Source organism: Burkholderia multivorans ATCC BAA-247 (genome assembly GCF_000959525.1).
In the GTDB taxonomy this organism is placed as follows: domain Bacteria; phylum Pseudomonadota; class Gammaproteobacteria; order Burkholderiales; family Burkholderiaceae; genus Burkholderia; species Burkholderia multivorans.
The window spans coordinates 1,908,065-1,930,315 of the sequence record NZ_CP009832.1 but is presented as its reverse complement, the minus strand read 5'-3'; the positions used below and the strand labels follow the sequence as shown (position 1 = coordinate 1,930,315).

Annotated in this window: 25 protein-coding genes and 2 pseudogenes; 10 read left to right on the top strand and 17 right to left on the bottom strand. The window is 66.9% G+C overall.

The genetic code is table 11. The features are described from left to right. The first annotated feature begins 404 nt into the window (after nucleotides 1-404). Complete coding sequence (locus NP80_RS21325) at nucleotides 405-893, top strand: aminoacyl-tRNA deacylase (protein WP_006404776.1); 489 nt, start codon at nucleotides 405-407, stop codon at nucleotides 891-893. Between the two features lie 606 nt (nucleotides 894-1,499). Here NP80_RS21325 and NP80_RS21320 read toward each other — a convergent pair. Continuing rightward, nucleotides 1,500-2,840: an APC family permease gene (locus NP80_RS21320; protein WP_006410724.1), complete on the bottom strand. Its 1,341-nt coding sequence runs from the start codon at nucleotides 2,838-2,840 to the stop codon at nucleotides 1,500-1,502. Between the two features lie 135 nt (nucleotides 2,841-2,975). Next, on the bottom strand, nucleotides 2,976-3,821 hold the full coding sequence (locus tag NP80_RS21315; protein ID WP_006410725.1) for a carbon-nitrogen hydrolase family protein: 846 nt from the start codon (nucleotides 3,819-3,821) through the stop codon (nucleotides 2,976-2,978). A gap of 173 nt (nucleotides 3,822-3,994) precedes the next feature. Between NP80_RS21315 and NP80_RS21310 the strand changes: the two genes are divergently transcribed. The 7 genes and pseudogenes from NP80_RS21310 to NP80_RS21285 all read left to right on the top strand — a co-directional run bounded on the left by NP80_RS21310 (nucleotide 3,995) and on the right by NP80_RS21285 (nucleotide 7,371). After that, nucleotides 3,995-4,813: a response regulator transcription factor gene (locus tag NP80_RS21310; RefSeq protein WP_006400032.1), complete on the top strand. Its 819-nt coding sequence runs from the start codon at nucleotides 3,995-3,997 to the stop codon at nucleotides 4,811-4,813. Further along, nucleotides 4,813-5,037, top strand: coding sequence for a hypothetical protein (locus NP80_RS30120; RefSeq protein WP_006404780.1), 225 nt, complete (start codon nucleotides 4,813-4,815; stop codon nucleotides 5,035-5,037). The genes NP80_RS21310 and NP80_RS30120 overlap by 1 nt, the downstream gene beginning before the upstream one ends. 208 nt (nucleotides 5,038-5,245) lie before the next feature. Continuing rightward, nucleotides 5,246-5,494, top strand: a pseudogene (locus NP80_RS31805) (RidA family protein); the annotation flags it as partial. A gap of 274 nt (nucleotides 5,495-5,768) precedes the next feature. After that, nucleotides 5,769-6,188, top strand: coding sequence for an organic hydroperoxide resistance protein (locus NP80_RS21300; RefSeq protein ID WP_006404782.1), 420 nt, complete (start codon nucleotides 5,769-5,771; stop codon nucleotides 6,186-6,188). 59 nt (nucleotides 6,189-6,247) lie between these two features. Next, complete coding sequence (locus NP80_RS21295) at nucleotides 6,248-6,577, top strand: DUF4148 domain-containing protein (RefSeq protein ID WP_006404783.1); 330 nt, start codon at nucleotides 6,248-6,250, stop codon at nucleotides 6,575-6,577. 60 nt (nucleotides 6,578-6,637) lie between these two features. Continuing rightward, nucleotides 6,638-6,967: a DUF4148 domain-containing protein gene (locus NP80_RS21290; RefSeq protein WP_006404784.1), complete on the top strand. Its 330-nt coding sequence runs from the start codon at nucleotides 6,638-6,640 to the stop codon at nucleotides 6,965-6,967. A 71-nt stretch (nucleotides 6,968-7,038) separates the two neighbouring features. Next, nucleotides 7,039-7,371 carry a DUF4148 domain-containing protein gene (locus tag NP80_RS21285; protein ID WP_006404785.1) on the top strand — a complete coding sequence of 111 codons (333 nt, stop codon included), beginning with the start codon at nucleotides 7,039-7,041 and terminating at the stop codon, nucleotides 7,369-7,371. A 311-nt stretch (nucleotides 7,372-7,682) separates the two neighbouring features. Here the strand turns inward: NP80_RS21285 and NP80_RS21280 are convergent, their stop codons facing one another. From NP80_RS21280 to NP80_RS21265, 5 genes and pseudogenes are all read right to left on the bottom strand, one after another. Next, nucleotides 7,683-8,138 carry a MarR family winged helix-turn-helix transcriptional regulator gene (locus NP80_RS21280; RefSeq protein WP_006404787.1) on the bottom strand — a complete coding sequence of 152 codons (456 nt, stop codon included), beginning with the start codon at nucleotides 8,136-8,138 and terminating at the stop codon, nucleotides 7,683-7,685. A 156-nt stretch (nucleotides 8,139-8,294) separates the two neighbouring features. Then, nucleotides 8,295-8,441, bottom strand: a complete 147-nt coding sequence (locus NP80_RS31480) for a hypothetical protein (RefSeq protein WP_006404788.1) — start codon at nucleotides 8,439-8,441, stop codon at nucleotides 8,295-8,297. After that, nucleotides 8,438-8,809 carry a GFA family protein gene (locus tag NP80_RS21275; protein WP_012213319.1) on the bottom strand — a complete coding sequence of 124 codons (372 nt, stop codon included), beginning with the start codon at nucleotides 8,807-8,809 and terminating at the stop codon, nucleotides 8,438-8,440. Before NP80_RS21275 ends, NP80_RS31480 begins: the two co-directional genes overlap by 4 nt. A gap of 128 nt (nucleotides 8,810-8,937) precedes the next feature. Beyond that, on the bottom strand, nucleotides 8,938-10,038 hold the full coding sequence (locus NP80_RS21270) for an NAD(P)H-dependent flavin oxidoreductase (protein ID WP_006404790.1): 1,101 nt from the start codon (nucleotides 10,036-10,038) through the stop codon (nucleotides 8,938-8,940). A gap of 111 nt (nucleotides 10,039-10,149) precedes the next feature. Beyond that, a pseudogene (locus tag NP80_RS21265) lies at nucleotides 10,150-10,455 on the bottom strand (LysR family transcriptional regulator); the annotation flags it as partial. A 292-nt stretch (nucleotides 10,456-10,747) separates the two neighbouring features. Here NP80_RS21265 and NP80_RS21260 point away from each other — a divergent pair. After that, nucleotides 10,748-12,205, top strand: coding sequence for an MFS transporter (locus tag NP80_RS21260; RefSeq protein ID WP_006404792.1), 1,458 nt, complete (start codon nucleotides 10,748-10,750; stop codon nucleotides 12,203-12,205). A gap of 54 nt (nucleotides 12,206-12,259) precedes the next feature. Here the strand turns inward: NP80_RS21260 and NP80_RS21255 are convergent, their stop codons facing one another. The 4 genes from NP80_RS21255 to NP80_RS21240 all read right to left on the bottom strand — a co-directional run bounded on the left by NP80_RS21255 (nucleotide 12,260) and on the right by NP80_RS21240 (nucleotide 15,938). Further along, a complete protein-coding gene (locus NP80_RS21255) occupies nucleotides 12,260-13,153 on the bottom strand; it encodes a LysR family transcriptional regulator (RefSeq protein WP_006400046.1) in 894 nt (297 codons plus the stop codon). A gap of 224 nt (nucleotides 13,154-13,377) precedes the next feature. After that, the gene (locus tag NP80_RS21250; protein ID WP_006404794.1) at nucleotides 13,378-13,761 is read right to left on the bottom strand and encodes a VOC family protein; all 384 of its coding nucleotides are present in this window, start codon (nucleotides 13,759-13,761) and stop codon (nucleotides 13,378-13,380) included. Beyond that, nucleotides 13,758-14,735, bottom strand: coding sequence for a hydroxymethylglutaryl-CoA lyase (locus tag NP80_RS21245; protein WP_006404795.1), 978 nt, complete (start codon nucleotides 14,733-14,735; stop codon nucleotides 13,758-13,760). The genes NP80_RS21250 and NP80_RS21245 overlap by 4 nt, the downstream gene beginning before the upstream one ends. Before the next feature lie 12 nt (nucleotides 14,736-14,747). Further along, nucleotides 14,748-15,938 carry a CaiB/BaiF CoA transferase family protein gene (locus NP80_RS21240; RefSeq protein ID WP_006404796.1) on the bottom strand — a complete coding sequence of 397 codons (1,191 nt, stop codon included), beginning with the start codon at nucleotides 15,936-15,938 and terminating at the stop codon, nucleotides 14,748-14,750. On the opposite strand from NP80_RS21240, the gene NP80_RS31285 reads away from it, so the two are divergent. Then, the gene (locus NP80_RS31285) at nucleotides 15,937-16,161 is read left to right on the top strand and encodes a hypothetical protein (protein ID WP_035488237.1); all 225 of its coding nucleotides are present in this window, start codon (nucleotides 15,937-15,939) and stop codon (nucleotides 16,159-16,161) included. The two genes, NP80_RS21240 and NP80_RS31285, sit on opposite strands and share 2 nt — an antisense overlap. 197 nt (nucleotides 16,162-16,358) lie before the next feature. Here the strand turns inward: NP80_RS31285 and NP80_RS21230 are convergent, their stop codons facing one another. From NP80_RS21230 to NP80_RS21205, 6 genes are all read right to left on the bottom strand, one after another. Further along, the gene (locus NP80_RS21230) at nucleotides 16,359-16,571 is read right to left on the bottom strand and encodes a hypothetical protein (RefSeq protein ID WP_006404798.1); all 213 of its coding nucleotides are present in this window, start codon (nucleotides 16,569-16,571) and stop codon (nucleotides 16,359-16,361) included. 618 nt (nucleotides 16,572-17,189) lie between these two features. Further along, entirely contained in the window at nucleotides 17,190-17,630 is a 441-nt protein-coding gene (locus NP80_RS21225; RefSeq protein ID WP_006414202.1) for a hypothetical protein, read from the bottom strand. Nucleotides 17,631-17,781: 151 nt separating this feature from the next. Next, complete coding sequence (locus NP80_RS21220; RefSeq protein WP_006400052.1) at nucleotides 17,782-18,705, bottom strand: ABC transporter permease; 924 nt, start codon at nucleotides 18,703-18,705, stop codon at nucleotides 17,782-17,784. Further along, nucleotides 18,705-19,577, bottom strand: coding sequence for an ABC transporter permease (locus NP80_RS21215; RefSeq protein ID WP_006404801.1), 873 nt, complete (start codon nucleotides 19,575-19,577; stop codon nucleotides 18,705-18,707). The genes NP80_RS21220 and NP80_RS21215 overlap by 1 nt, the downstream gene beginning before the upstream one ends. A gap of 61 nt (nucleotides 19,578-19,638) precedes the next feature. After that, nucleotides 19,639-20,718, bottom strand: coding sequence for an ABC transporter ATP-binding protein (locus tag NP80_RS21210; protein ID WP_006404802.1), 1,080 nt, complete (start codon nucleotides 20,716-20,718; stop codon nucleotides 19,639-19,641). A gap of 49 nt (nucleotides 20,719-20,767) precedes the next feature. After that, nucleotides 20,768-21,925, bottom strand: a complete 1,158-nt coding sequence (locus NP80_RS21205) for an ABC transporter substrate-binding protein (protein WP_006404803.1) — start codon at nucleotides 21,923-21,925, stop codon at nucleotides 20,768-20,770. Nucleotides 21,926-22,251: the final 326 nt, after the last annotated feature.

Below are 22,251 nucleotides of genomic sequence, written 5' to 3'. Positions count from 1 at the left end.
GGCGGCGTTTGGCGGCCCTCGATGACGGTGCGTCGTGCTTCGCGCCGCGCGTCGCGAAGTCGTCGCTGCGGCTCGTATCGCTGCTCCGTCCTTTGCAACTAACGGTCCGCCCGTTCGCCGCCGGCCACTTCGGTCCGCGTTTCCGCACCTTCAGCGCATTGCCGCTTCAGTCTGCAGAAAGCGGGCCTGTATTGCGGTTATCCGGCATAGGTTCAACGCAATTTTTACGCGCGGCGAGGGCGCGCGACGGCACGGCAAAAATCGGTGCCGATCGGAAAAGTGCGCCGGCCGACACGCCGACAGATCCGATTTCCATCGGCGCGAATGCGACCTATGCTGAACGAATCCGGAGCGAGCTTCGTTCGCCCGCGTTGCCCACTTGTCCAGTCCAGACGAGGTGTGCCATGCCAGTGTCAGCCACCCTGCAGGATTGCCTGCGCCAGAAATCATCCCGATACGAAGTCGTGTATCACCCGTACAGCCATACGAGCATGGAGACGGCCGCCGCCGCGCATATTCCCGGCGATCGGCTCGCGAAGACCGTGTTGCTCGAGGACGAAGAGGGCTACGTCGCCGCCGTGCTGCCGACGACGCATGCCGTGCGTCTGTCCGATCTATGGGTCAAGACGGGGCGCCATCTCGTGCTCGCCAAGGAGGTCGAACTGCGCGAACTGTTCAAGGATTGCGACATGGGCGCGCTGCCGCCGGTCTGCATGGCGTACGGGATGAAAACGTTCCTCGAGGAACGGCTCGCGCAGCAGCCGGAAGTCTATTTCGAGGCCGGTGACCACGAAGCGCTGATCCATATGACGCAGGACGAATTTCTGTCGCTGATGGAGACGGCCGAGCGCGCGCATTTTTCACATCGGATGCAAGGAATGATGTTGTCCTGAGGCAGACGATGCGTCGGTTGGATGGTGCGGCGGCCGGTGACGCTCGCCGCGGCCGGTGCGTGCGTCGGTGGTCGAGCGGATGAGTTTGCGGTTTGCCGGATGGTGGCCGCTGGAAGCGGGTGTGGCCGTTCGGCACGCTTAGTGTGGGCGGGTTTTAGACGTTGCTTTGTGGAAATTCGTTATTTGACATAATCATAATTATCACATCAAAACGATGTAGCGGCTAAGTTGTAATGTCCGCTTTCGTGCCGCGTAAGCTATCCGGCCGCCGGTTGTCCGGCGCCGGGAGCTTCGATGGCTGCGACAGAACGGATGGCATGACGGCTGGTCGGGTACGGCGGCTGATGACAGACGCAGGTTTGTGGATTCCGCGCCGGCAGTGTTCGCCGAAGGTCTACCAGCCGCGAGTGCGCCGGACTTGTCCGGGTGACTGATCTAGATCGACGGCAGCTCTATCAATCGCCGTCTCCGGCGCGCCGGCGAACCGGAACCCATCAACGAGCGTCCCGAGGAACGCCATGTCATCGGCCCGCCCCGCAAACGCGTCAACAGGCGAAGGAAGCAGGCGCGCCGAACACACCGCCACCCGCACCCTCCTCGTTCCGCTCAGATCGCGACTTCCGGCGGTGCCTGACGAAACAGCCGCGTTATCCAGCACAAATACACGAGCCCGAGCACGAACCACACGACACCCAGCACGATCGCCGTTTTCTCGAGGCTGACAAGCAGCCAGATATCCGACACCGCACCGATCGCCGGAAAAACGAGTCCGCCGACCACGCCGATCCGGCGCTCGCCATGATTGCCGGAAAGGTAGAGCCGAATCACGCACAGATTGACGGCCGTGAATGCCAGGAACGCGCCGAAGTTGATGAACGACGTCGACGTCGCGACGTCCAGCCTCAGTGCGACGAGCCCGACGATGCCGGCCAGCGCGATGTTGATCGCCGGCGTCTTGAAGCGCGGATGGATGAACCCGAACACGCGCTTCGGCAGGATTTCGTCGCGGCCCATCGCATAGAGCAGCCGCCCCACGCTCGCCTGCGCGGAGATGCCCGACGCGAATTGCGCGAGGATCAAGCCGGCAAGAAACACGGTCACGAACAGATCGCCGCCGATCATCTTCGCGACTTCGAACGCGGCCGAATCCGTGTCCTTGAAGGCGACGCCCGGATGCGCGAGCTGCATCGTGTAGGCGGCGATCACGAAAATCGCGCCCCCGATCAGCGCGATCAGCAGGATCGCGCGCGGCATGTTCTTCTTCGGATCGATCGTTTCCTCGGTCAGCGTCGATACGGCGTCGAAGCCAAGGTAGGAATACGCGGCGATCGCGGCGCCCGCCATCGTCGCGCCGAACGGCACGTGCGGCTTGAAGAACGGTTCGGCCATCGCGATCCCGCCCGCGCCCGCTGCCGCCGATGCGTAGTGCCAGCACAGCACGACGAACATCGCGACGATCGCCAGCTGCACGATCATCAGCACGATATTGAAACGCGCGGCCAGCTCGATGCCGACGATGTTCAGGCCGCTCGTCAGCACGATGAACGCGACGATCCAGATCCACGTCGGCACATGAGGAAATGCGGCGTTCAGATATGCCGCGCCGATCAGCCAGATCACCATCGGCAGGAAGAAGTAGTCGAGCAGCGTCGCCCACCCGATCATGAAGCCGACATGCGGACTGAACGTCTTGCGCGTGTACGTGTACGCGGAGCCCGCGGCCGGATAGAGACGCGCGAGCTTGCCGTAGCTGAGCGCCGTGAACGCGATCGCGATTAGCGCGAGCAGATAGGCGAGCGCGGCCGTGTCGTCGCTCGCCTTCGCGAGCACGCCGTACGTGCCGTAGACGATCAGCGGAGCCATATAGGCGAGACCGAACAGCAGCACGGACGGCAGGCCGAGCGTGCGCTTCAGGCGCGGCGATTCTTGGGACGACGACGCTTGCATGTTATCTCCTGGGCCCCGCGGGGGCCGATGCGAATGCCTTCGGGCCGTTTGCGGCCGGCATTTCGATTGGATGAGCCGGTACCGCACGCACGCAGGGGCGCGCGATGCCGTGAATGGACCGAGATCGGGACCGCGTCAGCCGACGCGCTGTCGAGGCGTTTCGATTGCGAGCGCGCGCCGGCCGTCCGGCTGTTCGATCGGTACGAGGCCGAGCGGCACGCGTGCGTCGTGCAGATAGTTGTAGTGCTCGCGGCTTGCTTCGAGACGCGTCGGATCGATGCGCGTGCGCGCGATCGCCTCGTCGCGACCCAGTTCGAGCACCGTGTCGCCGAACGGATCGACGAGCGCGGACAGGCCGGCGAACGTCAGATCGTCGTCGCCGGTGCCGCAACGGTTCACCATCAACGCGAACATCTGGTTCTCCATCGCGCGCGCCGCGATCGCACGACGATGCACGGGACCGAACGGGTCCATGTTGCCGTTCGTGACGATGAGCAGATCGGCATCGAGCGAGCCGATCGCGCGCGCGGTTTCAGGGAATTCGATGTCGTAGCAGATCAGCACGCCGACCGTCAGGCCGTTCCAGCGGCAGGTCGCGAAGCGGTCGCCCGGCGCGAACACGCCGACGTCGGACGCCCACAGATGCGTCTTGCGGTAGCGCAGCGCGATGTCGCCCTGCTCGTCGACGAGCACCGTCGTGTTGTAGAACCGGTCGCCGTCGCGCTCCGCCAGGCCGACCGCGACGGCGACGCCCTTTTGCCGCGCCGCGTCGCGCACCGCGGACAATGCGCGGCCCTCGAGCGGCTGCGCGACGTCGGCGACGTTCTCGCGCGTCGGAAAACCCGACAGCGTCGTTTCCGGAAACACGATCAGCTTCGTGCCGCCTGCCACGTCGACGCGTGCGATCGCGTCGATGACCTTGTGCGTGTTGTGCGCGACGTCGCCGTCGATCAGCGATAGTTGCGCGAGTTCCACCTGCATGAAGCCGTCTCCTTCCAATTGCCTTTCATCTGTGCCGCACGCATTGCGCGCCGCGCGGCACTTCGCGAACCGGAACGGCGCCCGTGCGGCGGCCGTTCGAACCGGTATCGATTATCGGGGTATTATTTTTGGCTCGAAATTCCCCGCCAGGGTTACCCTCACCGGAGCACACGATGGACTTCGAATGGCGAGATCTCGCCTTTCATCGGGAGATCGGCTCGGCCATCGATGCGCTCGATGGCCCGCACTTCTGGGCACGGCTTACGCGCGTGCTCGAGCGTCACGTCGGTTTCGACAACTGGGTCGCGCTGTGTTTCGCGCGCGATGCCGCGCCGCTCGTGCTCGCCGAGCAGGCCATGCCGGACGGCAAGATCGACGTGATGTTCCAGGACTATCTGGCCGCGCTCTATCAGCTCGATCCGTTCTACCTCGCGGCATTCGAAATGCAGGCATCGGGTTTCTACACGCTGGCCGACGTCGCGCCGGACAACTTCCGGATGACCGAGTACTACCAGCGCTATTTCAAGAAAAATATCGTCGGCGACGAAGTGCATTTCAACGTCGTGATCGATCGCGACCACACGCTCGGTTTTTCTCTCGGCAAGACCAGCAAATACGACGAACGCGAAATTGCGCTGCTGACGCTGTACTCGCCGTGGGTGCTGTCGCTGATGCAGCAGCGGCTGCATTTCGAGAAATTCGCGACGAAAGCGGCGCCCCGCCCTGCCGACGGCGACGCGCCCGATCCGCATGCGCGCTTCGGGATGCTGACCGGCAAGAGCGGACGCGGCGCGCTGACGACACGCGAGATCGAAGTCGCGATGCTGTCGTTGAGCGGGTTTTCGTCGCGCGCGATCGGCGAAAAATTGTCGATCTCGTTCGAAACCGTGCGCGCGCACAAGAAGCACATCTACGCGAAGCTCGGCATCAGCTCCCAGTCCGAACTGTTCGCGATGTTCTACGACGCCGGGAAGGCGAACGAGCCGGCGTGATGCGCGACGCGCAGGCGAGCGCTATCGACGATGTTGTCGCCCTTCCCTGTTCCGGTTTCGTTCCTGCTCAGCATCGAAACAGCATGCCGGATGACGTGAGACGCGTTTTTGAAATCGCCAGTTTGGAATTTCAATATGGCTATTGTGATAAGAAAAGTTATCCCGACGAGCGCCAAGTTTTTATCAACCCGACCGTTTCGCCGGCGGCAAGCCGCCATGCCTGAATACGGCACTTCCGCCCTCGCCGTCCCGTCGTTTGTGCCGCCATACGCCCGCACCGTGCGCATCGCCCTTTGCTGATGCGACGCAAGACTGTCGCGCCACCGTGGGTGTTCGAACTCGCCTCGGCCGCGCCTACAGGTTCGCCCATCGGCGTTCGATCCGGTCGGCCTCGAAGCCTCTGACCTTTACGGGTGGCGCCGGCGATGCGATGCGCTGAACGTGCTCGCGCAAATTCGCCGACACTTCAGCGGCTTCGACCGGCTGCGCCACATCGTTCGCGTCGACGGGCACGTCGCATCGGCCGACGGCTTCCTCGGGCAGCCGGCCGTCGTCGACGGCGCGTCCCACCTGTTCGCGACGGTGCTTCCCGACAAGGCCGGCCACGCGAGCTCGGCGTTTTCGCAACGCCAGTTGCCGGCCGATACGGCCGTGATTCTCATCGTGATCGCCGACATTCGTCATACATGGGCTCGCCCGGCCCGCTTGGCGCCGATGCCCCTGCGCCGCCCCCGCTTTTCCATATCGAACCTGTCCGGCCGCGGCGGATCGCGGCACCGTCCGATCGCCCGAGACCGTTGCTACACAAGGCGCAACCGGTTTTCGATACATTGAAATACCAAATATCGCATGCGATTTAATCGAACACGCTTGACATTGCGCGATCCGTCGACGAAACTCCATCGCATGCGATCGAATCGCATATGAACAAAACCTTCCACTGACGGAGCAAACCATGAGCAAGATCGACAACGTGCTGTACACGGGCAAGACGCACACGACTTCCGGCGGCCGCGACGGTAGCGCGCGGAGTTCCGACGGCCGGCTGGACATCCGCCTGTCGTCGCCGGGCAGCGCGGGCGACGGCACGAATCCCGAGCAGTTGTTCGCGGCCGGCTGGTCCGCATGCTTCATCGGCGCGATGCAGCTCGCCGCGCGTGCCGCGAAGGTGACGCTGCCCGCCGATCTGTCGGTCGACGCGGAAGTCGATCTCGGGATGGGCGGCAACGCGTACTTTCTGCAGGCGCGGCTGAACGTCAGCGCGCCGGGCCTCGATCGCGACGTCGTACAGCAGATCGTCGATACCGCGCACCAGACCTGCCCGTATTCGAAGGCGACGCGCGGCAACATCGACGTCGAAATCCGCATCGTCTGACTCATGCATCGGGCGGCAGCACGCCGCTCCGCCGAATTCCCGATCTTCTACCGAGGTGAATGATGAAAACCCGACTGATTGCCACCCTGCTCGTCGTCGCGTCCGCTGCCGTTGCCGCGCCGGCCTTTGCGAATCCCTCCACCGTCACGCGTGCGCAGGTACGTGCCGAACTCGCACAACTCGAAAAGACCGGCTACGCGGTCAACCGTGCCAGCGACGCGACTTATCCGGGCACGGTCCAGGCGGCACTTTCGCAGCTTCATGCGGACGATGCGATCGCCGGCGCCGCGTCGCGCACCGCGTACGGCAGCGACGGCAACGCCGCGACGCAGTCCGGCCGCCGTGCGGCGGTCCGTGTCGCCGAGCGCTCCGTCTATTTCGGTCATTGAGCGCCGCTTCGCCGCCATACCTGAAGAAGTCTTGAATCCTTTCTCTTTCTATCGAGGTCGATGATGAAAACACAGTTGATCGCCGCTCTTCTCGTTGCCGTGTCCGCCGCCGTTGCGGCGCCGGCATTCGCCAATGAATCCGCGCTGACGCGTGCGCAAGTGCGCACGGAGCTCGTCCAGCTCGAAGCGGCCGGCTACGCGCCAGGCCGTGCGAACGATCCGCACTATCCGGCCGACCTGGAAGCCGCGCTGTCGCGGATTCACACGAATGCTCCGGCGTCGGTGTCTGCGTCGGCGTCCGCATACGGCAGCGATGCGGCACCGGTCGCGCAATCGGGCAGCCGGCTCGCAACGCGCGTCGCCGACCGCTCGATCTACTTCGGACATTGAACGAACCCGCGCGCGGGCGCCGACGATCGGCGCACGACGCACACCTTACCCATCCTTTTTTGTCGAGGTCGATGATGAAAACCCCACTGCTTGCCGCTCTTCTCGCTGCCGTGTCCGCCGCGCTCGCCGCACCGGCGTTTGCCTCCGATGGCGCTGCCGTCACGCGCGCACAACTGCGTGCCGAACTGGCCGCGCTCCAGCAAGCCGGCTACCAGCCGAACCGGCCGAACGATCCGAACTATCCGGACAATCTGCAGGCCGCGCTGAAGCGCGTTCACGACAGCGGCATCGCCGTCGCGGACACGCAGACGTCCGGCTACGGCCGCGAGGCCGACGCCGCGACGCAGTCCGGCAGCCGCCGCGCCGTTCGTACGGTCGAGCGCTCGATCTACTTCGGGCATTGAGCGGCGGGGCAAAACCGCCGCCGTCCGCCGACATATAAAGCGCATGCGATGTAATCGCGTGCGCTTTTTCTTTGGAGGCGACACATGACGGCAAGCGAGTGCGAACGTGACTGTGCCGACGGCGTTGTCGGCGTTTGCAGGCGATGCACATCGCCGAGATTCAAGACGGATAAGCCTGCGAATGCTTCGCGCACTCGACGGAATGGCGCGCCGCGACGCGTCGGCTAAGCGCGCATGAACGGGTAAAGCAAGAAACGCGGGGGAAGTAAGAAACGGGCCGGCTCGCATTCGCTTCGCCGGCCCGACGTCGGCTAGTCTTCGATCGAATCGATCAGATTGCCGCGCAACGTGACGATTGCCTTTTGCATTTTCGCGAATTCATCGGGCTTCAAGCCGGTTGCCTCGACGAGGTTCATGCCGAGCCCCTTTTCGCGCACGCGGCGGCCGCTCTTGGTGAGGCTCACGCGCACCTGGCGCTCGTCCGACGGATCGCGGTGGCGTTCCAGATAACCCATCGCCTCGAGCTTCTTCAGGATCGGCGTCAGCGTGTTCGATTCGAGGAACAGCTTCTCGCCGAGCTGGCCGACCGTCAGGCTGCCCTCCTCCCACAACGCGATGATCGTGATGTATTGCGTATAAGTGAGACCGAGCTCCTCGAGGATCGGCTTGTACGCCTTGCCGAACGCGAGGTTCGTCGAATAGATCGCAAAACAGAGGAATTCGGACAGCTTCGGCGTGGCCGGCGCTTGTGCATCGTTCGGTTTCATCGGCGTTCTCCTTCGACGCGGAAACGGTCGCAGATACGCGCATTATATATCGCATGCGATCGAATCGGAAGCAGGAGAATCGTTCGCGATCGACGATGGCGCGCGGCCCGCGCGGCGAAGCGGCGCGCGGCCCGCGCGGCGAAGCGGCGCGCGAGCTCAGATGCGCGTTGCGTCGTCCCGGCGCCGGCGGTCGCCGACCGACGACAGTCGCCCGACGGACAGCAGCGAGCATTGCACCGGATGCGCGATTTCGGTCGCGAGCCCGCCCGCGGCGAACAGCAGGATCGTCAGCCAGCGTTTCATGCGTCCTCCACGACGGACAGGCTCGCACCGTTGGCGATCGTGGCGTCGAGCGCATACGGATCGATGCCGTCGATGCAGCCGAGATTGACGCGCCAGCACGCGGGATCCATGCGCGTCTGGTGGAATGGATAGACGCCGCAGCGGCTGCAGAAATAGTGACGCGCCGTGCCGGTGTTGAAGCGATACGTGCTCAGCATGCGCTCGCCCTCGACGATCTTCAGGTCGCGCCCGTCGAACATCGGGCTCATCAGCGCGCCGCGCCGGCGGCACAGGCTGCAATTGCAGCGCACCGCCGGTGTGAGGGCAGCTTTCACTTCGAAGCGAACGGCCCCGCAATGGCAGGATCCGCTGAACCAGGTGGCAGACATCGCGTGCTCCGGAAAAGGCGATATCTGCGTTATAGCGAACGCGCGCAACGGCTGCGTATCGCACTGTATCCGCGTTGCGCGCGGATACATGACGTTGCAATCCCGCGGCCGCCGCCGCGTAGATGCGCTCAGTCCAGCGCGTGCTGCAGTCGCGCGATCGCGGCGCGCGTCTCGCGCTCGAGCGTCGCGAACAGCTCGGCGGCGGGCAGCGAGCGGACGAGCGGTGCGGCCTGCCCGGCCCACTGCGCGCCGTAGCCGAATTCGCCCTTCGCCTTCGCTGCCGCGTGCAGCGCTTTACCGGCGTCGTAGGCAATCGGATAGGCGGGCGTGACCGGCGCGCGCGGATCGTCGCCGAGCGCGGTGAACCGGTTCGCAATGCCGCGCGCGACGCGACCCGAAATGGCCGCGGTGAACGTCGTGTGCCGCGTCGCGTCGCTGAGGATCGCGCGGCGATAGCCGTCGTCGATCGAGGTTTCGGGGCACGCGACGAACGCGGTGCCGAGCTGTGCGGCCTGTGCGCCGAGCGCGAGCGCCGCGGCGATCCCCTCGCCGTCCATGATGCCGCCCGCCGCGATCACGGGCAGCGCGCATTCGCGCACGAGCAGTCGCGTGAGCGCGAACGTGCCGAGCCGGTCGTCGCGCGCAGCTGGATCGAACACGCCGCGATGGCCGCCGGCCTCGACGCCCTGCGCGACGATCGCGTCGATGCCGCCGTCGGCGATCTGCCGCGCTTCGTCGAGATTCGTCGCGGACGCGAACAGCGTGACGCCGGCGCGCTTGAGCGCCGCGATCACGTCGGCGGACGGCAGCCCGAAATGGAAGCTGACGACGGCCGGCTTTTCTTCGAGGAGCATCGCCTGCATCGCGGGATCGGCGATGAAGCTCGTATAGATCTCCGACAGCGACGCCGGCGGCGTCGCGCCGTATTGGCGAAACGTTGGCGCGAGCCAGTCGAGCCACGCGCGTTCGATCGCCGCATCGGCGCGCGCGGGCTGGTGACAGAACACGTTGATATTGAACGGCCGGTCGGTGAGCGCGCGCGTGTCGCGGATCATCTTGCGCGCGCCGTCCGCATTCGTCGCGCCGACGCCGAGCGAGCCGAGCCCGCCCGCGTTCGACACCGCGGCTGCGAGCGCCGACGTGCTGACGCCGGCCATCGGCGCCTGGATGATCGGCACGCGGATGCCGAGCTGGCGCAGCAGCGCGCGGTTATCGGTCGATGCGTTCATGTCGTTGCCTCCTGTATCGCGATCGAAAGGTCGGTCGAATCGGGCGCCGGTGCGGGCACGCGCGCCGCGTCGCTGCGCCATCCTACGTCACGGGCAGGCGAGCGCGCTATCGGCGGCGACCGGCGCGGTGACCGTCAGCATCCCGCGCGGCGCAGCGCGTTCGCCGGCCACCGGCATGTCGGCTTCCTCGAAATCCGCAAGGAAGCGACGGCACGCGGCCGCGTGGCGCTCGCCAGCTTCATCGAGCGGGATGGTGCACGTCGTCCGGTAGAGCCGCGCGGTGCCGGTGTGGGCCCCGAGAAACGCGATCGCGCGGCGGCACGCGGCCGGCGAACGGCCGAGCCGCCGTCCGGCGCCCGCGAGGCTGCGCTCGGCGAGCGTGACGACGAACACCTCCATCGCATCGATCCGGTTTATGGCACTCGGAAGATCGCGCGCGGCGAGAAACGGGCATGCAGGCTGTCTATACCGTAGCCCCGTGCGCGCCCGCGCAGCGCACCCTTTCTGCACGGGAAAGGACGCTTGAGACATCCTCAATTATCGGCAGCCGCAAATTCGCGGAGCATGTGTCGGACGATCGGCGCAGCCCGCGCATCCGGCCCTCGCGGCGCCACGCGGGACTGACGCGATTCGCATGGCCGGCGCGCCGTTGTGCCGCGCCGTCGCCGCCCGGGCGCGATGCCCGGCGGTTTCAACAATCGGAGACACGATGACCATCCCTTCCCTCGATCTCGGCGGCCGCGCGGCGCCGCCCGCACCTGCCTCGCCGCCTGCCGCCCGCTCCGCCGCCGAGCCGGCGCCCGTTTCCGCACGCGACGTCACGCTCGGCGCTTTCATGGACGACCTGCCGGTCGGCGCGCTGCACCGGTTCGTCGTCTGGGTGATCGGAATCGGCCTGTTCTTCGACATGTACGAGATCTTTCTCGTCAGCACGATCGGCTCCGCGCTGCAAAGCGAATTCGGGCTGAACCGCGAGAGCGCCGACTTCAAGCTTCTGCTCGCGTCCGCGTTCATCGGGATGTTCGTCGGCGCGCTATGTCTCGGCAGTGTCGCGGACCGCATCGGGCGTCGTCGCGCGTTCCTGCTGACGCTCGTCTGGTACAGCGCGTTCTCGCTGATCGGGGCGTTCTCCGTGAACGCCGACATGCTCGTCGCGTGCCGGTTCCTGACCGGCATCGGCGTCGGCGCGATCTATCCGGTCGCGGACAGCTACCTGTCCGAGATCCTGCCGAAGGACAAGCGCGGACGGCTCGCGGCGTGGGCGTACACGACGTCGTACGTTGCAGTGCCGCTCGTCGGCTTTCTCGCGCTGTGGCTCAACCCGTTGCATGTCGGCAGCGTGGCCGGCTGGCGAATCATTCTGGCGATCGGCAGCCTCGGTGCGGTGTACGTGCTGTTCGTGCGGCACCGGTTGCCGGAAAGCCCGCGCTGGCTGCTCGCGCAGGGGCGCGACGACGAAGCATATGCGACGCTACGGCGCTTCGCGGACAGCGCCGGCGTACGGATGCCCGAACGTTTCGCGCCACCCGTCGAACCGCAGCGCCCGCTCGCGCTCGGCGAGCGCCTCGCGTTGCTGCGCCGCCGGCCGTACGGCGCGCGCTACGCGATGCTCGTGATCTTTCATCTATTCCAGGGCTTCGGCTACTACGGTTTCGGCACGCTTGCGGGCGTCGTCGTCAAAAGCCGCGGCTTCGACGTGACGGACAGCACGCTGTTCCTTGCGCTGTCGTTTCTCGGCTATCCGCTCGGCTCGCTGCTGTCGATTCCGTTGCTCCATCGCATCGAGCGCCGCACGCTCGTGATCGCGTCGATCCTGTCGATCGCCGCGTTCGGGCTCTGTTTCGCGTATTCGAACCATACGGTGCTGATCGTCTGTTTCGGCGTGTTGACGACCTGCGCGTCGAACGTGTTCAGCAACGCGTATCACGTCTATCAGGCCGAGATCTTTCCGGCGCGCGTGCGTTCGACCGCGATCGGCAGCACGTACGCGCTGTCGCGCATCGTCAGCGGCGCGCTGCCGTTCGTGCTGCTGCCGGTGCTCGTGCGCGGCGGCGCAGGCGCGATGTTCGGCACGATCTCGGTGGCGCTCGCGATCGTTGCGATCACGCTGCGCCTGCTCGGGCCGCTGACCACGCGGCGCAGCCAGGACGAGATCAATCCGGTGTGACGAATCGGACGCGTCGCGCGTCGCGCGCCGCCCGGCCGTTTGCGTGTCGGCGCCTCAGCGTGCCGACATGAAGTCGAACAGCTTCGCGATGTCCGAGGTCAGCGCCGCACCGGCCTTCACGCCGACCCACAGCGTGCGCGTGGCCCACGCATCCTCGAGCGTCACGACGCCGAGCCGCGCCGCGCGCTCGCCCGTCACGGCGTCGCGCGGCAGCACGCCGATCCCGAGCCCGGCCTCGATCATCCGGCTCACACCGTCGAAATTCGATACCTGGATCCGCAGCTTCAGCGACCGCTCGGCCGCGAACGCCGCATCGGTCATTCGCGCGAGCAGCGAGCTGCCGTCGCTGAGCCCGACGTAATCCTCGTCGAGCGTCTCGGCGAAGCGGATCCGCTCGCGCGTCGCGAAGCGATGGCCGCGCGGCACCAGCAGCACGAGTTCGTCGCGCCGATACACGCGGCGCTCGATGCCGGGCGCCGGCACGTTGTCCGCGAACACGCCGAGGTCGGCCTGCCCGGCCGCGAGCGCATCGACGATTTCGTGGCTGAGCCGCTCCGCGAGGCTGATCCGGATGCCGGGGTTGTCGGTCAGAAACGCGGCGAGATCGGCGGGCAGGAACTGGACGATCGCCGACGTGTTCGTCCACACATGGATGTGTCCGCGCACGCCGGCGGCGTAGTCGCTCATCTCGTGCGCCATCCGGTTCACCTGTTCGAGAATCTTCGCCGCATGATCGAGCAGCGCACGGCCCGCGGGCGTCAGCTCGACGCCGCGCGCATGCCGGACGAACAGCGCGCTGCCCGTCACGCTCTCGAGTTCCGCGATGCGTTTGCTGACGGCCGACAGCGTGAGCTGCCCGTGCTCGGCAGCCTTGGTGAGACTGCCGTGCTCGGCGACGAGCGCGAATACGCGCAACGACTGCAGATCGAAATGAAGCGGGTTCACCATGGGCAGGTCCTGGAAAGCCTGAGGAGAAAGCCGCGACCGTGCCGCTACGGTATGCGCGGGCACGCATCGGCCTGACGCCGATCATACGCGCACGCATGCGTCGGCGGGCCGCGCGCGGCGGGCGGGATCGGCAGGCTGACAGTCGGCGCGGCCGTGCGCGAGCCGGCGCGCCGCACGTGCGAGACGGCGCTGCCGCGCCGGTTGGCTCGGCAAGATCGGTTCGTTCAGATCGGCTCGGCGATCTCGATCAGGTTCAGATCGGGATCGCGCACGTAGACGGAACGGATCCGCTGCGTCGCGCCCGTGCGCTCGACGGGCCCTTCGACGATGGGCCAGCCGACGCGTGCGAGGTGCGCGATCACGTCGTCGAGCGGCACGGCTGCGATCAGACACAGATCGAGCGCGCCCGGCACCGGCAGGTGCGCCTTCGGCTCGAACTCCGCGCCACGCACGTGGAGGTTGATCTTCTGGTTGCCGAAGCGGAACGCGATGCGGCCCGCGCCGAACGTTTCGAGCCGCATCTGCAGCACGTCGACATAGAACTGCCGCGTGCGCTCGGGATCGACGCAGGTCAGCACGAGATGGTCGATGCGATCGATCAGTGTCATGTGCGTGCTCCATCGAGGACAACGCGCGGCGCTGCGATCGCTTCGGCCGACGGACGATGCAGGTCCGAGCGGCGCCCGGCTTTCAGCAACTGGCTCGGCACGTCGTGACCGATCAGCGCGGGCAATCGTGCGGCCGCGGCGAGCACGGCCGCGAGATCGACGCCGGTGTCGTAGCCGTCGAGCTCGAGCATGTGCACGAGCTCCTCGGTGCACGCGTTGCCGGTCGCACCCGGTGCGTACGGGCAGCCGCCGAGGCCGCCGAGCGACGCGTCGAAGCGGTCGATGCCGGCGTCGAGCGCCGCGAGCGTGTTCGCGAGCGCCATTCCGCGCGTATTGTGAAAGTGCAGCGTCAGCGGCAGCGCACCGAAGCGCGCGCGTGCGCGTTCGCAGAGGTCGCGCACCTGCGACGGAAACGCCATGCCGGTCGTGTCGCAGAGCGTGAAGCCGTGCACGCCGAGATCGGCGAACCGCTGCATCCATGCGAGCACCGTTTCGGCGGGTACGTCGCCTTCCATCGGGCATCCCATCGCGGTGGACAGCGACACGTTGATCGCGATGCCCGTGCCGCGCACCGCGTCGATCACCTCGCGCAGCTGCGCGAACGACTGCTCGCGCGTCATCCGCAGGTTCGCGCGGTTGTGGCTGTCGCTCGCCGACATCACGAGGTTCACCTCGTCGACGCCGCACGACAGCGCGCGCTCCGCGCCGCGCACGTTCGGCACGAGCGCGGTGTAGACGACGCCCGGCGCACGCGCGATGCCGTGCATCACGGCCTCCGCGTCGCGCAGCGCGGGGATCGCCTTCGGCGACGTGAACGACGTGACTTCGATCTTCGCGTAGCCGCACGCGCTCAGCGCGTCGATCAGCGCGATCTTGGCGTCGGTGTCGACGAATGCCGCTTCGTTCTGGAGACCGTCGCGCGGCGCGACTTCGTGCAGATGGAGCCGTTTGTCCCGTTTGTGTCGAGCGTTCATGTCGAGCCTCCGTCAGATCACGCCGCGAGCGCGCCAGTCGTCGCGCGTCGCCGCATCGACGCCGAGCGATTCGAGCACCGTGTCGGTATCCGCGCCGAGCGCGGGCGCGGGCCGTGCGATGCGTCCCGGCGTCGCGGCGAGCTTCGGCACGATGCCCGGCACGAGCACCGGCGTGCCGTCCGGCAGCGCATCTTCGACGATCATGTCGCGCGCACGGTAGTGCGGATCGGACGCGATGTCCGCGACGTCGTAGATGCGGCCCGACGGAATGCGCGCTTCATGGAGCGCGGCGAGCACGTCGTCGAGATCGTGCTGCGCGGTCCAGGCGCCGATCGCCGCATCGAGGCGCTCGACCTGCGCGACGCGGCCGTCGTTGTGCGCGAGCGCCGGATCCTGGCCGAGGTCGGCCCGGCCGATCAGGTCCATCAGCCGCCGGAAAATGCTGTCGCCGTTGCCGGCGATCAATGCGTACTTGCCGTCGCGGCAGCGATACGCGTTGGTCGGCGCGATGCCGGGCAGGCTGCTGCCGGACGGCTGACGTACCGTGCCGAACACAGCGTATTCGGGCAGCAGGCTTTCCATCATGTTGAAGACCGACTCGTACAGCGCGACGTCGACGACCTGCCCGGTGCCGCCCGGACGATCGCGATGCCTCAGCGCGAGCAGCACGCCGATCACGCCGTGCAGCGCGGACAGCGAATCGCCGAGCGAGATGCCGACGCGCACCGGCGTCCGGCCCGGCTCGCCGGTCAGATGCCGCAGCCCGCCCATCGCTTCGGCGATCGCACCGAAGCCCGGCCGGTCGCGGTATGGGCCGCTCTGGCCGTAGCCCGACACGCGCAGCATTACGAGCCGCGGGTTGATCGCCGACAGCGTGTCCCAGCCGAGCCCCCACCCTTCAAGCGTGCCGGGGCGGAAATTCTCGATCAGCACGTCGGCTTCGGCGACGAGGCGGCGCACGACGTCCTGTCCTTCGGGTGTGCGCAGATCGAGCGTCACCGACGACTTGTTGCGCGACTGCACGGCCCACCATACCGACGTGCCGTCGTGCAGCAGCCGCCATTTGCGCAGCGGGTCGCCGACGCCGGGCGGCTCGATCTTGATCACGTCCGCGCCGAATTCGGCGAGCATCCGGCCGGCAAACGGCCCGGCGATCAGTTGCCCGAGTTCGAGGACGCGAATGCCGTCGAGCGGTGTTGTCATGACTGTCTCCGATCAGATGATGAGGTCCATGGCGGCGATCATGACCGCGTTTGCGCGGCGCGAAAATCGATCGATGCTCAAGCGCCCTTTCCGTTTCGGAAAGGCGTCGGCGGGCGATCGACGGTGCATTGGCAGCGGAGAGGCGCGTACTTTCCGGGGCGGAAAGCGCAGAAGCGACGATGACGTGGGAATGGACCGGCGCCGCGTGGATGCGGGGCGGTGATGTACGACGAGGGGACGGCGGCTCAGGCAGCCGCGGTCAGGCCCGCCGGGGAGCGGTTGGCGAGTCGGATGGCAAGCCGGTCGGCGAGCCTATCGACGGCCTGTTGGCGAGTCGGTTTACAGCAGCGCCGCCGGTCGCGCGAGCATCGTCACGCGACGGCGGAAGTCGGCAAAACGCGGGTTCAGTTGCGACGCCGCTCAGTAAGCGGACATCTCGACGCAAGGATCGACCTTCGACGGCGAGCAGATCGTCGAGTACTTCGCGCTTTCGCGCATCAGCGCTTCGCCTTGCTGCAGCGCGATCTTGATTTCCGGATGGCGTTCGTACGCGAGAAATGCCGAGCACACGACCGCGGACATCACGACGAGCGAGAACATGAATTTTTCGAGGGTTTGGAAACGTTCAGGCATGGTTCGACCTTTCAGCAAGGCCGACATTGTAACGCAAGATAAGGGTTTTCCCTATATCGAATTCGTCATACCGAAGATGCGCGGGAGGCGGCCGGGCGCGATGTTCGCGCCCTTTTTCGCCGTTAAGCCGCCGTCAAGCGCCTGTCGAAAGCGATGATGGGACCAGTGCGGCAATCGGGCTGCGTCGGCCTCGCGTCTTGACGCAAAGCCGGAAGATGAGGAAAGCCGCCCTTTCCCTGCTCGTCGCTGCCGCTGCGATCGCGGCACCGCTCGCGTTCGTTCGGGTCGTTCGCGCAGCCGGCCAACGGGCCCGTGACGCGTGCCGAAGTGGTTGCGCAGCTGAGTCGACTCGAACTCGCCGGCTACAAGCCGTTCAAGAGCGCGTGTCCGGACGACATTCAGGCCGGCGAGGTGCGCGTCGCTGAGGCCACGGCCGTTGGCGCGGGAGCCAGACGTGTCGAGCGCTATCGCGCCGTCGCAGCCTGCGTCTGCACGTCGATGCCGCCGGGCGAATCGCGTCGAATCATGTCCAGCGGATTCGCATTGGCGCACGCCGCGCCATGCCGCTGTCGCTGCCGCTCCCGCTGTCGCCGCCAGCGTGATACGCCGAACGCTCTATCACCGCGCGGCGGCCGACGTGCCGCTCGCCCCGTTGCCGGGCCACGCGCGGCCGATCTTGTCGATCAGCGATTTGGCGGCGCCGGTCGCGATCGCGGCGTCGACGCCCGAGGTCTGCCACGTGCCGTCGGCGGCCTGCACAAACGTCAGGTTCGCGCGCGACGGCGCGTAATCGGCATTGCGCCACGTGACGACGACGTCGCACGTATAGGTCCGTTCGCCGGCCTTCCTGCAGTCGCCGTCGGGCCGCGCCGACACGACGTCGGCCGACACCGGCAGCGGCTGGCCGAATAGCGCGTTCAGGCCGCCGTGGTTCTCGGCTTCGAGCGCGCGGCGCACCGCGGCATCGACGTCCGACGATCCGGGGCCGTCGTGGATCAGGTTGCAGGCGGCCAGCAGCGTCGAGGCGCAGCCGAGGATCAGCAGCGAGTGAAACTTCATGGAGTATTCGTCGATCGGTCGATAGCGGGCGGCCTGCGACGCCGCGCATGCGCGCGCCGCGGGGCCGGTACGCCGCGTAGTCTGCAACGTCCGCGCGACGCGCGCGGTATCCATTTGTAACCGATCGTGCGGGCGGCACGCGCCCGCGACGCTACTGACGCTCCTGCTTCACGCGGCTCACGAGCTGCGTCGGGCTCACGAACTGCAGCGCGATCACGACCCACACGAGCGTGATCGCCATGTAAATCATCGCCATCGCGTCGATCGACTGCGGCGCGCGCACGCCCGTCGAAAACACCGCGTAGTACAGCGCGACGACGAGCGTCTGCGTGCTCGGCCCGGCGGTGAAGAAGGTCAGTTCGAACATCCCGATCGTGCGCACGAGCACGAGCAGCCCGGCCGCGAGCATGCCCGGCACGAGCAGCGGCAGCAGCACGTAGCGGAAATAGCGCCACGTATTCGCGCCGAAGATCCGCGCGGCGGCTTCGAGGTTCGGGTCGATCTGCTCGATGAACGGCGTCATCACGAGAATCACGAACGGCAGCGCCGGCACGAGGTTCGCGAGAATCACGCCGGATAGCGTGCCGGCGAGCCCGATCTTGTACATCGCGGTCGCCATCGGAATCCCGTACGTGACGGGCGGCACCATCAGCGGCAGCAGGAACACGAGCAGCGCGAAACGCTTGCCGCGGAACTGCACGCGCGCGAGCGCATAGGCGGCCGGCACGCCGAGCGCGATCGACAGCAGCACGACCGCGCCGACGACCTCGACCGTCACCCACAACACGCTCGCGAGCTGGAAGTCCTCCCACGCCTTCGCGTACCAGTGCAGCGTGAAGCCCTGCGGCAGCGGCGTGCCGAACCAGCGCGTCGCGACCGAATTCACGGCGACGGTCGCGATCAGCAGCAGCACGTTCAGCAGAAAGAACGCCATCACGGCCCAGACGAGCGCATGCCATGCGCGGCCCGTCAGGCCGCCGCGCAACGCACGCGGCTTCGGCGTATCGGCCGGTCGCGCGTCCTGCGGCTCCTGCTTCGGCGGCCAGGCCGGTGCCGCATGATTGTCGGTCGCCATCAGCCCTTGCCTCCCGTCACCGGACCCGAGTAGAAGAAACGGCGCGCGCCGAGCATCGACGCGACCACCAGCAGCTGCACGAAGCCCATCACGATCGCGATCGCCGACGCGAGCGAGTAGTCGTAGTTTTCGAACGCGGCTTCGGCCGCCGCGATCGAGATCACGCGCGTCGGGCCGGCCGGCGCACCGAGCAGCACGGCCGACGGAAACACCGAGAACGCCTGCACGAACGACAGGCACGCGGCCATCGTGAGCCCCGGCACGAGCAGCGGCAGATAGATCTGGCGGAACTGCTGCCACGGATTCGCGCCGAGCGTCGCGGCCGCGCGCGCGAGCGTCGGGTCGATGCCGCTGATATACGAGAGCATCAGCAGGAACGCGAACGGAAAGCCCGACACGATCAGCGACAGCAGCACGCCCCAGTAGTTGTGCGTGAGGCGCACTTCGTCCGCGTACAGATGCAGCCCGTGCAGCGCCTGCGGAAACCAGCCGTTCGGCCCGAAGTACGTGAGCATCCCGTCCGCGACGAGCACGGTGCCGAGCGTGACCGGGATCACGAGCAGCGTCGTCACGAACTTCTGGTACGGCGAATTGCGGCGCAGCGCGAACGCGACGGGCACCGACACGCCGACGTTGATCAGCGTCGCCGGCACCGCGAGCTTCAGCGTGACGAGCACGGTCGGCCACAGCGCGGTATCGGTGAAGAACTGCACGTAGTTCGCGAGCATTCCGCCGCCGTTCATCGGCTCGAACGACAGCACGAGGCCGTAGGCGAACGGGTAGATGAACAGCGCGGCGATGAACGCGAGCGCGGGCGTGACGAGCCACGCCTTCGCGTCGCGAGGCGCGCTGCCGGACAGGAGCGTGCTCATGCGGCCTCCCGGCCGGCGGCCCGTGCCGTGCGCGGCATGCGGACGAGCGGGCGGCACGCGGTCATGGCGCGTCTCCCGGATAGACGAGCGTGCGCGACGGCGCGACGCGCAGCGTCAGCCGTTCGCCGGGCGCGAACTCGCCCGCCACGCGCGCCCAGATCGCGCCGAACGGCGCGAGCGCGCGAATCAGCGAATCGCGGCCGCCGTATTCGACCGTCTCGACCGTCGCCTCGAACGTGTTGTCGGCGGCGGCATCCGCGCGCTCGATATCGTCGGGCCGCAGCGCGACCGCGACCGCCTTGCCGTCGAAGCCCGCCATCGGCACGCCCGCGAGACGCACGCCGGCGGCCGCGACCGTCACGTAGTCGCCGGCCATCCCTTCGAGCGTGAACGGCAGCACGTTGCGATAGCCCATGAAGCGCGCGACGTGCAGGTTGTGCGGGCGCGTATAGACCTCCTTCGGCGACGCGACCTGCTGCACGACGCCCTCCTTCATCACGACGATCCGGTCTGCCATCGACAGCGCCTCGTCCTGGTCGTGCGTCACGTAGATCGTCGCGCGCTCGAGCTGCGTGTGGATGCGGCGGATCTCCGCGCGCATCTCGATGCGCAGCTTCGTATCGAGGTTCGACAGCGGCTCGTCCATCAGCACGAGCGGCGGCTCGATGACGATCGCGCGCGCGATCGCGACGCGCTGCTGCTGGCCGCCCGACAGCTGGCCCGGCAGCTTGCCTTCGTGGCCGACGAGCTGCACGAGTTCGAGCGCCTGCTGCGCGCGACTGCGCGCTTCGTGCTTCGGCACGCCGCGCATCTTCAGCCCGAAGCCGACATTGTCGAGCACGGTCATGTGCGGAAACAGCGCGTAGTTCTGGAACACCATCCCGAACCCGCGACGCTCGGGCGGCAGCACGTCGATGCGCGTGTCGTCGAGCCAGATGCCGCCGCGCGTGAGCGGCTGCAGCCCGGCAATGCAGTTCAGCGCGGTCGACTTGCCGCAGCCCGACGGGCCGAGCAGCGCAATGAACTCGCCGCGCCGGATGTCGAGGTCGAGCCCGTTCAGCGCGGCCACCTGCGCGCCTTCCGCGTTGGTGAAGCTGCGACAGACGCCATCGAGCCGCAACCGTTCGAAACTGTGCTTCATGCCCCACACTCCGATGACGCGGGCGCACCGGCGCCCGCGGGTTCGACCGTCACTTCGACTTCTGCGAGCCGATCTCGCGGTCCCACTTCTGGAACGCGGCGACCATCGCCTGCGCACTGAGCGGCTGCACGTGCGGACGCTCGGCCAGCAGCTTCGCGTATTCGGGGCGGCCGAACTTGCGGATCACGTCCTGGCTGTGCGCGGGCGCCATCTCGAGCGTCACGCCCTTCACGGCCGGGCCCGGATAGAAGTAGCCGTCGTCGTAGGTCATCGCCTGCTGAGCCGGTTCGAGCAGGAAGGTCATCAGCTTGAACAGCACGTCGAGCTTGTCCTTCGGCACGCCCTTCGGAATCACCATGTAGTGCGCGTCGTTCACCCACGTCATGTTGTCGAACGCCTGGATCCGGAAGTCGGCCGGCACGATGCCGAGCGCGCGCGGGTTGATGTCCCAGCCGGTGACGGTCACCGTCATGTCGCGCGTACCTTCGCCGAGCTCCTTCATCACGGCCGACGTACCGCCCGGGTAGTACGGAATGCAGTCGTTGAGCTGCTTGAGGAAGGCCCAGGTCTTGTCCCAGCCGTTGATCGGGTCCTGCGGATTCTTGTCGCCGAGCACGTACGGCAGCCCCATCAGGAACGTGCGGCCCGGCCCCGAGTTCGCGGGCCGCGCGTAGATCAGCTTGTTCGGATGCGCCTTGCACCAGGCGAGCAGCTGCTCGGGCGTCTTCGGCGGCTCGCCGACCTTCGCCGGGTTGTATTCGAGCAGCGGGCCGGCCGGCATGTAGGTGACCTCGAGCCCGAAACCCTGCGCGAGATCCTGCATCTTGCGCGGGCCCGGCGCGTATTTGTCGAGCACGCCGGGAAGCGCGGCCGCATGGTCGGGCAGCAGCTTGAGCCAGAGGTTCTGCTCGATGCCGGCCGCGAGCGCGTCGGTGCCGGTCAGCACGAGGTCGATGTCCGCCCGCCCGGCCGCCTGCATCGCCTTGATCTTGCCCGGCAGCTGCGGCGCCGGCGCGTTCGTGAACGTGACGTTCGAGACGAGATTCGGATTCTTTTCCCTGAACGCCTCGATGGCCTTCTGCGTGAGCTGCAGGTTGCCCGCGACGTCGACGACATTCAGCGACACGGGCGCGGCGACGGCCGCCGCAGCCGACAACGTGAAACCCAGCGCGACGGCGATCCGGCGAACGATCCTGGTTGTGTTCATGTCTCCTCTCTGCGGTCAGTGGATGGGACCTTTCTTTCGCGAAATCATGACGGCGTTATACGATGTCGGTCAACAAAAAACCGTGACAACGGGGACGGGAATTTCCCTAACAAAAAGCTTTAATGAAACGGCGTCCGGCCGAGGAATCGGCTCGGTGCGTCCCGCGTGTTAAGACGTCATATAACGTCGCGCCGCGTTCGTCTGACGGTTCGCGGTGCCGCGCCGGACCGCGCATGCGCCGCGCGGTGTCCTGCACCCGTTTCCCGAATCGGCTACAGTGGGCGTTTTCGGCGCGCCCGCTCGCGCCGCCGCCACGATCGCACCGC